At 61.1% G+C, this 10,453-nt stretch carries 10 protein-coding genes and 1 tRNA gene; all 11 read right to left on the bottom strand.

Annotation, left to right across the window (positions count from 1 at the left end; all coding sequences use genetic code 11):
• Window positions 1-330: 330 nt before the first annotated feature.
• Window positions 331-420: transfer RNA gene (locus RXV86_RS17630), tRNA-Ser, on the bottom strand.
• Window positions 421-497: 77 nt separating this feature from the next.
• Window positions 498-1,097, bottom strand: coding sequence for a hypothetical protein (locus RXV86_RS17625; protein ID WP_316301571.1), 600 nt, complete (start codon window positions 1,095-1,097; stop codon window positions 498-500).
• Window positions 1,098-1,190: 93 nt separating this feature from the next.
• A complete protein-coding gene (locus RXV86_RS17620) occupies window positions 1,191-1,907 on the bottom strand; it encodes an alanyl-tRNA editing protein (protein ID WP_316301570.1) in 717 nt (238 codons plus the stop codon).
• Complete coding sequence (locus RXV86_RS17615) at window positions 1,904-4,354, bottom strand: DUF3772 domain-containing protein (protein ID WP_316301569.1); 2,451 nt, start codon at window positions 4,352-4,354, stop codon at window positions 1,904-1,906. Before RXV86_RS17615 ends, RXV86_RS17620 begins: the two co-directional genes overlap by 4 nt.
• Before the next feature lie 4 nt (window positions 4,355-4,358).
• Window positions 4,359-5,402, bottom strand: a complete 1,044-nt coding sequence (locus RXV86_RS17610; RefSeq protein ID WP_316301568.1) for a cysteine synthase A — start codon at window positions 5,400-5,402, stop codon at window positions 4,359-4,361.
• 154 nt (window positions 5,403-5,556) lie between these two features.
• Complete coding sequence (locus RXV86_RS17605) at window positions 5,557-6,684, bottom strand: NUDIX domain-containing protein (protein WP_316301567.1); 1,128 nt, start codon at window positions 6,682-6,684, stop codon at window positions 5,557-5,559.
• A 26-nt stretch (window positions 6,685-6,710) separates the two neighbouring features.
• On the bottom strand, window positions 6,711-7,151 hold the full coding sequence (locus RXV86_RS17600) for a TrgA family protein (RefSeq protein ID WP_316301566.1): 441 nt from the start codon (window positions 7,149-7,151) through the stop codon (window positions 6,711-6,713).
• Window positions 7,152-8,366, bottom strand: coding sequence for a cyclopropane-fatty-acyl-phospholipid synthase family protein (locus tag RXV86_RS17595; protein ID WP_316301565.1), 1,215 nt, complete (start codon window positions 8,364-8,366; stop codon window positions 7,152-7,154). It lies immediately after the preceding gene.
• Between the two features lie 129 nt (window positions 8,367-8,495).
• Window positions 8,496-9,719 (bottom strand): aminotransferase class V-fold PLP-dependent enzyme, encoded by a 1,224-nt coding sequence (locus tag RXV86_RS17590; RefSeq protein WP_316301564.1) that lies wholly within the window; start codon window positions 9,717-9,719, stop codon window positions 8,496-8,498.
• 181 nt (window positions 9,720-9,900) lie between these two features.
• On the bottom strand, window positions 9,901-10,218 hold the full coding sequence (locus RXV86_RS17585) for a contact-dependent growth inhibition system immunity protein (protein ID WP_316301563.1): 318 nt from the start codon (window positions 10,216-10,218) through the stop codon (window positions 9,901-9,903).
• A gap of 38 nt (window positions 10,219-10,256) precedes the next feature.
• A complete protein-coding gene (locus RXV86_RS17580; RefSeq protein ID WP_316301562.1) occupies window positions 10,257-10,430 on the bottom strand; it encodes a hypothetical protein in 174 nt (57 codons plus the stop codon).
• Between the last annotated feature and the right edge of the window lie 23 nt (window positions 10,431-10,453).

The raw sequence follows: 10,453 nt of genomic DNA, 5'->3' as shown, positions 1-10,453 counted from the left end.
CTTGGTGGTTACGATGTGCCAGAAACCCTCTCTTATCAAATCACCCTAAACTGTCCCATTGGTGCTGACGTCAGACAAAATTACGTCAGAATTTATGAGGTAGTTTAGCCGTAAGGTTCAGATTCCTGGAAATTTCCCTGTTAATTCCCTGTTAGCAGGGAATTTTTGCCCTAACCGAAGCGCGTGATGGTGCCTCCGGAGACAACCTGGTGAAATCGCCCTGAACAGCGGCACAACGGTCGTCTCTCTGGAAAATGCCACAGTCCAAGCCCCCGGAAAAACGGGAGAAAACAGGGAAAAAGGCAGTTTGTTGACAGAGACTGGGGTGGGTGGCGGAGCGGAAGGGATTCGAACCCTCGAGACGGTTCCCCGCCTACACACTTTCCAGGCGTGCGCCTTCGACCACTCGGCCACCGCTCCGCCGACGGGTGTATCCAAAAAAGCAAGGGGGCCGCAAGGGGGGCTGAAGTAAAAATCGCGCGCGCCATCGTTATGACCTAAACAGCGCTGTTGCGGGGGTCAATCGACGCCGCAGGCCGTTGCGCGCGCCGCCAGCATCCGTTCCAGCACCTCCGCCGTGGCTCTGTCTGTCGGCCAAAGACTGCCATGCCGGTGGTTGTAGTTCTGCAACGACTCGGTCGCCCGCCCCGGACACCATCCATGTCCTTTTCGCAGCAACCAAACCGCCGCAACTCGCGTTGCACCATCCGCGCCAGGGCGTTGCTGTTCGACGGCTCGGGCGTGGTGCCTGAAGCCACCACCAACACAGCACTGCCCTTTGCATCTGAAACCGGCCCGGGGGCTGCGTTGCGACCCCAGCCTTCGTCAAGTTTCACCCGCTTGAACGAGACATTGGCGGTCCAGCGCGCCGAATAAAAGGCCATGTAAGCCGAGCGGCCGGCGCTGTCCCGGATCACCACCACCTCGACGGTCGAACCGGCTGGCATGAGTCTGCCCCGCTCCACCCGGTGCCACTTGTTGCCATCGGCGGTCATGTCAAGATCAATCCCCGGCCCGCCCGGGTTGATGCCTATATCCCTGAGCCAGTCGTCAGGCACCCAGTTCTCGTCTTTCTGACGGCGGACATAGGATTTCATCCGGACTGGCACCCGGGACTGGGACTGGGACTTGGCCTATTGCTGTCCCCGCAGGTCCTCGACCCGCTTGCCGTCACACCAAGCAGTCAGCCTTCAATCCAGATAGATATGCACCCGGCGGTTCTGCTTGCCCTTGTTCTCGACCTTGCCCAGCCGGATGCGTCCGATCTCGGCGGTGCGCGCCACGTGGGTACCGCCACAGGGTTGCAGGTCGATCTGCTCTTCACCCTCTCCGATCGCCACCAACCGCACCTTGCCCGCGCCGCGCGGTGGCTGGACCGACATGGTCTTGACCAGCCCAGGCTTGGCGTCCAGCTCCTCATCGGTAATCGAGCTTTCCCAGACCACCAGGTCACGGTCTATCAGCTCGTTCAGCGCATCCTCGACCGCCTGTTTGTCCTCGGGCGGCTCTGGCATGGCGAAATCCAAACGTCCCTTTTCGGCACCGATCTGCCCACCGGTCACCGGCAGCGGCAACACCACCGACAGAAGATGCATCGCCGTATGCACCCGCATATGGCGGTGACGACGCTCCCAGTCGATCTCCTGAGTGATTTGAGTGCCGACCGCCGGAAGCGCCATCGGCACGGCCGGCACCAGCACGATATCGTCGCCCTCACCCTTCACTGCCGTGGCGATCTGCATGTCCCGACCGTTCCAGCCGATGCGGCCACTGTCGCCGGGCTGCCCCCCACCAGTGGGATAGAAGATCGAACGATCCACCACTATGCCACCTTCCGGCGTGTGCCCGGTCACTACGCCCACGGCCTCACGCATATAGGCGTCGTCTCGAAACAGCATTTCGCTCACCGGTCACCTCCGTCCCCGTCGGGATCATCAAAATCACTGTCATCCAGCTGTTCACCCGCGTCGCTTTTGCCCCGCCCCCCTTCGCCCGGTTCTTGTGTGCCGGTCTCGGACGGCTCATCGCCCCGCAAGGCCTCAGGGTTGCGCAGCCACACGTCGCGCTGAGCAAAGGGTATCTCGATGCCTTCCTCGGCAAAGCGTCGGGCAATCTCGTGGTTCATCTCGGATTTCACGCTCAGGATCCAGTTCACATCGCGCAGGATGGCCCGGATCTCGAAATCCATCGAATCCGCCCCGAACCCCTGGAACACCACTGACGGCGCAGGATGGCCCAGCACCATTGGATGCGCCTCGGCGATCTCACGCAGCACGGCATCGACCTTCTTGGTATCGGTGCCATAGGCCACGCCCACCGGCACGATCACCCGGCCCACCGTCTTGCCGCGGGTATAGTTGGTGACCTTGCCACTGATCAGGTCGGCATTGGGCAGGATCACGTCGGACCGGTCGAAGGTTTCAATCCGGGTCGACCGCACCGAGATGTCACGCACCGTGCCGTGGGTGCCACCCACTTCGATCCAATCGCCCTCGGAAATCGGCCGCTCGATCAGCAGGATGATGCCCGAGACAAAGTTTGACACGATATTCTGCAACCCGAAACCGATCCCCACCGACAGCGCCCCGGCCACGATGGCAAGCGAACTCAGATCGATCCCGGCGCTGGTAATCGCAATCAGCGCAGCCAGGAAAATACCGACGTAACCGATGCCGGAAACAAACGAATTCTGCGCGCCCTTCTCCATCCGCGTCTTGGGCAGCACGGTGTTCTTCAGCGCCCCCTGCACCAATCGCGTCATCATGTAGCCGGTCACAAAGACCACCACGAAGACCAGGAAATCACTCAGGCTGATCACCGTGTCGCCAATCTGGAATCCGTCGCGCGCCTGCCGCCACAGTTCGTCAAGCTGGGTCCGGCTCACGCCCCAGATCAAGGCAAATCGAGGTGCGGCCACAGCGATCAGAACCATTCCGGCCAGCACCGGGATCAGCCCGTCGCGGGCCTCTTCCCGGCCGCGCGCCAGAACATAGACCTCGGCCAGAACCCTTTGGATCACCAGGACAAACCCCAAGAGCAACAGCGATTCCAGGGTCGGGAACAATGCCCTTTGCGCCGCCGGCAAATAGCCGACGGCCGCCAGCAGCGGCCCGGCAAAGGCCAGCACCATCAGCGCCACGCCCAACAGCCGGTAAAGCTGTTCCGTAAAGCGCACCGCGTCCGCTTCGGTTTCGGCCTGCTTCAGCGCCGCGGTCCCGTGCAGGCGGAGCAGACGGCCCAACTGCCAGACCAACACCCCACCCAGCAAGATCAAAGGGAAAAAAACCACTGCACGTGCCGGATCAGACCAGTTGTCATAGCGCACCAGTTCAGCGAGGAAGCCGCGCAGCGCCAGAACACCGCCGATCAACCCGGTGATCAAACGCCCCTGGCGCAGTTGCTCCGGGCTGAAATGCATCGGGTAATGCAGCGCCTCGCCCTTGGGGAAAATCCTCACACCCAGCCACAGGGCAATGAAAACATAGAGGCCACCATTGACCACCTCGCCCAACAGCGGATCGACCCGCAGCCCGACAAGCTCGGTCAGATAGGCGGCCTCGACCAACGCTGCCAGCCCAAGAAGAGGCAGGACCACTTGCCCAAGCGACAGCGCAAAGGCCACCAGCCACCGTGTCGGAGTGGCCTCACGCGCCTGTACCGCATGCATCCAGCGCAACATCCAACGCCGGCTCAGCAACAGCAGTAACAGCCCCAGCGAGGCCAGCGCGATCACCGCCGGCAGATTTTCCAGAAACGCCTTGCGCTGTACATTGTTGCCCCAGGCATTCAGAATTTCGCCGCGCGTGTTCTGAAGCGACAGGGTCAGGGCACTCCACCCGCGTGGCCAGATCACCGGATTGAGCGGGATCGGTCCGCGCTCCAACAGCTCTTCGGTCTGACGCTCACGCAATATCTCGTCGATTGTCGAAATCAACACGTTGGCACGCGACAATGCCACTTGGGCCGATTTGGCAGGGGCCTGCAGCTCGGCCATCCGCAAGGACAAATCGGCGCGCTGGAGCGCAATATCTTCCGGCTCGTTTCCGTCTTCCGGGGCCGGTCCCAACGCGCCAAGCTGGGCCTCGACGGCGGCAATCGTACGGCTATTGATCGATTGCGCATCGGCAAAGGCCTGCCGCCACTGGTCCAGTTCGGCCCGCAGCCCCTGCATCGCCACGTCCGAGGCCCGTCCGGCCTCGACCGCTTCTTCCGCCCGGATCGCGGTCTGCGCCCAGGCCTCGAAATCCTCGATTGTCAGCGCCTGCGCCGCACCCGGCCCGGCCTGCAAAGCCAGCCCAAGCGCCAGAACCATCCAAATGAAAACCTGGCGCAGCCTGCCCATCACGCGCGACATCCTTTTATTGCTCGACAAAGACCGACGGGAGGGCCTGCGGCGCCCGGTCAAGCCAGTCCGGCACCGGCAGGTTCTTTTCCTTCAGGTAGGCCGGATTGAACAGCTTGGACTGATAGCGCGTGCCGTAATCTGCCAGCACGGTGACGATCGTGTGCCCCGGCCCCATTTCACGGGCCATCCGCACCGCACCGGCCACGTTGATGCCGCTCGACCCGCCCAGGCACAGCCCCTCTTCGGCCAGAAGGTCGAAAACATAAGGCAACGCCTCTTCATCGGGCACTTGGTACGCCATGTCCGGTGTGAACCCTTCCAGGTTCTTGGTGATCCGCACCTGGCCGATACCCTCGGCAATGGACCCGCCTTCCATGGCCATCTCGCCGGTGGTGTAAAAACTGTAGAGTCCTGCGCCCATCGGGTCGGCAATGCCGATCTTCACGCCCTTGGGCTGCAGCGCCATTGCTGTGCCCACCAGCGTGCCCCCCGATCCCACGGCACAGATGAACCCGTCGACCGTGCCGCCGGTCTGTTCCCAGATTTCCGGCCCGGTGCTCTCGACATGGGCCAGACGGTTGGCGACATTGTCGAATTGGTTGGCCCAGATTGCGCCATTGGGCTCCGTCTTGGCCAGTTCCTGCGCCAGCCGGTCAGAGTAACGTATGAAATTGTTGATGTTGCGATAGGGCGCCGCCGGCACCTGGACCAGTTCGGCCCCGGCAAGGCGCAGCATGTCCTTCTTTTCCTCGGATTGGGTCTCGGGGATGACAATCACCGTCTTGTACCCCATCGAGCTGCCCACCAGCGCCAGACCGATGCCGGTGTTACCCGCCGTGCCCTCGACAATCGTACCGCCGGGTTTCAGATCACCCCGCGCCACCGCGTCTTTGATGATCCACAGCGCCGCGCGGTCCTTGACCGATTGACCCGGGTTCAGGAACTCGGCCTTGCCAAGGATGGTGCAGCCGGTTTCCTCGCTTGCCCGGCGCAGCTTGATCAGCGGTGTGTTCCCTACGGCCTGGGCAAGATCAGCGGCAAATACGGGGTCGGTCATGGCGTATAATCCTCGGGAATCCTGTGTCTCTCAACGTGTAGGGACTCACCGGCGGGAACTCAAGCATCGCCCGGGCCGCAAAGATCATTCCCCCGTCGTTTCAACGCATTGGAAACCCATGTTTTCGAAAAGGCTTTTCAGCCGGAAAACCGTCCTAGCGCTGCCGCAACCGTTCACGTTCGCGGGCCAGCCACAGCAACGACAGGATCAGCGGCGCATTGTTGATTTCGCCACTGTCGACCAACGCCATGGCGCGCTCAAAGGAAATCACATGGCTGCGAATGTCCTCGTGCTCGTGAATCGCGCCGCCCAGCCCCGCCGCATCGTCGGGCAAATCGGCAATTCCGACAAAGGAATGAAACATCTCGGTCGAATAGCCGGGCGTCGCATAATAGCGCGAGATCGGCTCCAGCCGCTGAATTTCCAGCCCGGTCTCTTCGACCGTTTCGCGCGCACCGCAGGCCTCGGCGCTTTCTCCGCCGTCAATCCGACCAGCAATTGGTTCCAGCGACCAGGGATGCCTGTCGCCGCGCGCATAGGGCCCCATGCGGAACTGCTCGACCAGCATCACCCGGTCGCGGTCTGGATCATAAGGCAGCACGGTGGTTGCATCCCCGGCGATGAACACCTCCCGATCAAGCACATCGCTGCGCGTGCCGTCAAAACGGCTGTGGCGCAAATGCCTGGTTTCCATAAGAAAAAACCCGGCATAGTTGGTTTCGCTGGCAATCAGCTCAACATCTTCAACCCCCAGGCCACTGCGCAGCTCACACGGCACGTTATCATGTTCTGCCAGCAACCGGGCATTGGCCCGCGTGCCGATCATGCCGAAGCGTCTGGCGACCTCCTCCCCGCTCAGCCGCCCGAAATAGCTCATCACTTCGGCCGCGGAATGACGCGTCAGTGGCCAGTGATCGCGCGCCCAAACCTCGATCGAGAACGCTTCGCCTGCCTGCCACAGTCCCGGCTGTGGAAAATAGACCTTGGACGCCACCGGCCCATTCGCACTCTCGACCGTGACGTCCCGCAGATCGTACCCGAACCCCAATTCATAGAAATTCAACCGGGCTAGCACCTCGCCCTCGACCCCGCGCAACAGCAGGCCTTCGGCAACCTCCGCAGATCGGGTCTCGATGAGCGGAAAACCGTGGCCCTTGGCCCAGCTGACCCGATGCCCCTCAAGCCGTGCCGGTTCACAGGCCAGGTTTCCAACCGGACACCCGGCCACGAGTTCCAGCAACCCGGCATGTCTCAGGGTGCCGTAAAGAAACAGGTTTTCCATGAAAATCAAACTCTTGCAGCTTGGACTTACGACCAGCGACGGTCAACAAATTCGGCAATCATACCAGAGAGAATGCCGCCGACCACGAGGGTCGCGATAATATGCACATGCACCAGGTAGGCCGAATATTCGAGTGCGATCTTGAAAATCGAGACAATCGCCTCGACCGGCCCGTCATAGCGCCGGTCCAGCGCCAGTTCCAGCATCGTGTTGAAGGAATGAAAGAACAGAACCCAGAATACCGCCGCCACCATGCCGGTGAACCCGATCCCCATCGCGGTGACGTAGTCCACCCGAACCCGCTTGCCGACGACGAACCAGCCGACAACCAGCCCCACCAACGCGTTGAAGGGTTGAAAACTGCCCCAGTTTTCCTTTTCGGGTACGACTTCTATGACCATCCCCGACACGATCCACGCCAGCAATCCGTAACAGACAGCTGCGGCAAGTCGTGCGGATGTGGGCATCTATTCGGCTCTCGGGTTGGAAAGGGTGATCTGAACTACGTCGCAATTTCCCCCATGAAAGGCCGCAGCGCAAGAGGTCAGATAAAAATTCCACATCCGCTTGAAGCGCTCGTCGAACCCCAATGCGCTGACATGGTCCCAGCGGTCGTTGAATGTCTCGTGCCAGCGCCGCAGGGTCTGGGAGTAGCTTTCGCCAAAGGCACGCATCGCCTCGACGGTCATACCCGCCTTCAGAACCTCGGCTTGCAGCGCGGTCTTTGACGGCAACATACCGCCCGGGAAGATGTATTTCTGGATGAAGTCCACCCCCTTGCGATAGACGTCGAACCGTTTCTCGTTGATCGTGATGATCTGCAACACAGCGCGTTTTCCGGGCGACAGACAATCGCGCACCTTGTCGAAATAAACCGGCCAGTATTTTTCGCCGACGGCCTCGAACATCTCGATGCTGGCAATCCCATCATAGCGGCCAGCCTCGTCGCGATAGTCCTGCATCTTCAGCTCGACCTTGTCGGAAAGCCCCGCCTTTTCAATGCGCTCGCGGGCAAACTTCAATTGCTCTTCGCTGATGGTCAACCCGGTCACGCGCAACCCGCGCTCCTTGGCGGCATATTCGGCGAACCCGCCCCAGCCACAGCCGATCTCCAGCACGTGATCGCCGGGCTCCACGCCCATTTGGTCCACCAATGCGGCATATTTCGCTTTCTGTGCGGCTTCCATACTCTCTTGCCCGGTCTCGAACAGGGCGCTGGAATAGGTCATCGTCTCATCGAGCCACAGCTTGTAGAATTCGTTACCCAGATCATAGTGATAGCTGATGTTCTCGGCTGCCTGTTCCTTGGTGTTCGAGTTCATCCAATGGCGGAACCGTTCCAGCATCCGCAGAATCGCCTGCCCCGGAAAGCCGCGATAAAGCTCGTCATTGCCGGCATTCAAAAGGTCCAGAAACGCCTGCAGATCCGGCGTACTCCACTGCCCTTCAAGGTAAGCATCACAGAACCCCAGCTCGCCTTCGCGGATCAAACGTGAGAAAACGTCCAAGTCATGCAGGCGCAGTTCGGCGACCGGCCCGGCATTCTGCCCTTCGGCGCGAAAGGTCCGCCCATCGGGCATCACGAAATCCAACCGCCCCAATGGCATCCGTGCCGCAATCTCGAAGACATTGGCAAAATAGCGTGGCAGGCCGTCCTGGCCTTGCGTTGACGTCAGGACCATGTTTCCCCCCTTCTCCCGCGCAACTTTGAGCAAAAGGCTAGGGCCAAACAGGCCGTTCGGGCAAGAATTTCCTGAATTCAAGGCTGTTCAGGCAGCAGAACGCCAAATCGCACCCGCTGCCCGAACACTTTATATCTCGGCGTCCAGCGCGCGTAGAAGTTGTTCGATCTCGGGCTCGCTGGTGTAGTGGACGAAACTCAGACGCAGCACGCCCTTCTCGGCGTCCGCCCCCATCGCCTTGAGGGCGCGTACTGCGTAGAAATCACCGCCTCCGGCCATGACTCCATGCGACGCCAGCTTTGCCGCCACTGGTTCAGCCTCAACGCCCAGGTCCACCGCCACAGTCGGTGCACGGGTTGCCGCGTCGCTTGGCCCCAACAGACGCACACCGTTTTTGGTCCGTAGGTAATCCAGCACCGGTTGGAGAAGCGAAACCTCGTGATCGCGCATCAGGTCATGCACACTTTCCGCGCGCGCCGCCGTATCGCCGGACAGCCCGTGATGCTCGGCCAACGCATCGATATAATCCGCCATACCGGCACAGGCCGCGACCTGAGCGTGATCCGGCCCCGCCGGGGTGAAGCGTTTGTAAAGCGAGTCGGCATTGAAAAAATGCCCCTGGTTGGGCAACTGCTCGCCCAATCCGCGGCGCATCACCATGATCCCCTGGTGCGGCCCGTAGGTTTTATAGCTTGAAAACAGGTAGATATCCGGCCCAAGTTCACCCACGTTGGCAATCCCGTGGGGGGCATAGCTCACCCCGTCAACGCAGACGAAGGCGCCTGCGGCGTGCGCCATTGCGGTGATTTCGGTCACCGGGTTGATTTCGCCGACCACGTTGGAGCAATGCGGGAAACACACCAGCCTGACCTTTTCGTCCAGCAAATCCTCAAGCGCCGCCGGGTCCAGATGCCCGGTTTCCGGATCAAGCGTCCATTCGCGAACCTCGATGCCCTCATCGGCCAGCCGCCGCCACGGGCCGGTATTGGCCTCGTGATCCTGGTTGGTCACCACGATCGCCTCGCCCGGTTTCAGCCACTGGCGGAACGCCTGGGCCAGCACGTAGGTGTTCTGCGTCGTCGAAGGTCCGAACGACACCTCATCCGTATTTACCCCCAGCATCAACGCCAGCCGCACGCGCGCCTCGTCCATCTCTTCACCGCCAAGGCGCGAGGCTTCATAGGGGGCATAAGGCTGGACCTTGCGTTCGCGATAGAACCGCTCCAGCCGGTCAATCACAAAGCGGCTGGTGTAAGACCCGCCCGCATTCTCGAAAAACGCCTGCCCCTGCAATGCGGGCACCTCAAAGGCGGGAAACTGGGCCCGCACCCAATTGATATCAAGCTGCGTCATGGCGCATCTCCATCTGATATTACCGTTGATGGGATTTGCGCCCGCGGAACGGGCATCCCCTTTCCGGCAGGTCTTCCAGCCAGCCTCGCAAAGCCACGCCTCGCGGGCAGTTCGCCGCAGCGAACAGGCAATCGCTACCGCAAGCCGAACCTCCGGGCAAGGGTGAAACCGCGTGCCGCGTTCACTTGCCGTGCGCCCGCGCCAAGTCTTGCAGATCGGTATCCTCGGTCCATCGCCTGGCCGCCGCTTCCAACAAGTCGCCGGGATAGTAATCGCCCTCGGCCAACGGGTTCTCGGCCAACCTCTCCATCACCAGCGGTTTTAAAACTTCCGCCCCGATATCCTGCGCGATCATCATCCGCAGATCCTCGATGGTGAACATGCCCAGCGGTTTCTTGCGCAGCACCGCACAGGTCGCTTCGATATACGAGGCGCAGCACGGCATCGGCCAGCGTTCGCCGTCGATCTCTTCCAGCGTCTTGTCGGCAATGTATGCCATCGCGTGTTCCCTTGCTGTCTCAATCATTCGCGCGCCTTTTATGGGCCGGATTGGCCGAAATCGGCCCCAAACGCGCCCGAGGCCCCCAAAAAACATTCCATAATAGCAATTTCTGCATAGCCACCGTTTTCGGCAATCCCGCGCGACAAACGGTCGCAAACCGCATGGCAGACCGTCGTTTCTGCCCAATTTTTACGCAGGTTTTTCACCATCCTAACGGCCACGGGACCGGCCC

This window comes from Aliisedimentitalea sp. MJ-SS2 (assembly GCF_032586155.1).
Classification (GTDB): Bacteria; Pseudomonadota; Alphaproteobacteria; order Rhodobacterales; family Rhodobacteraceae; genus JAWHTC01.
The sequence above is the reverse complement of the archived record's forward strand: the minus strand, read 5'-3'. Positions and strand labels throughout refer to the sequence as shown.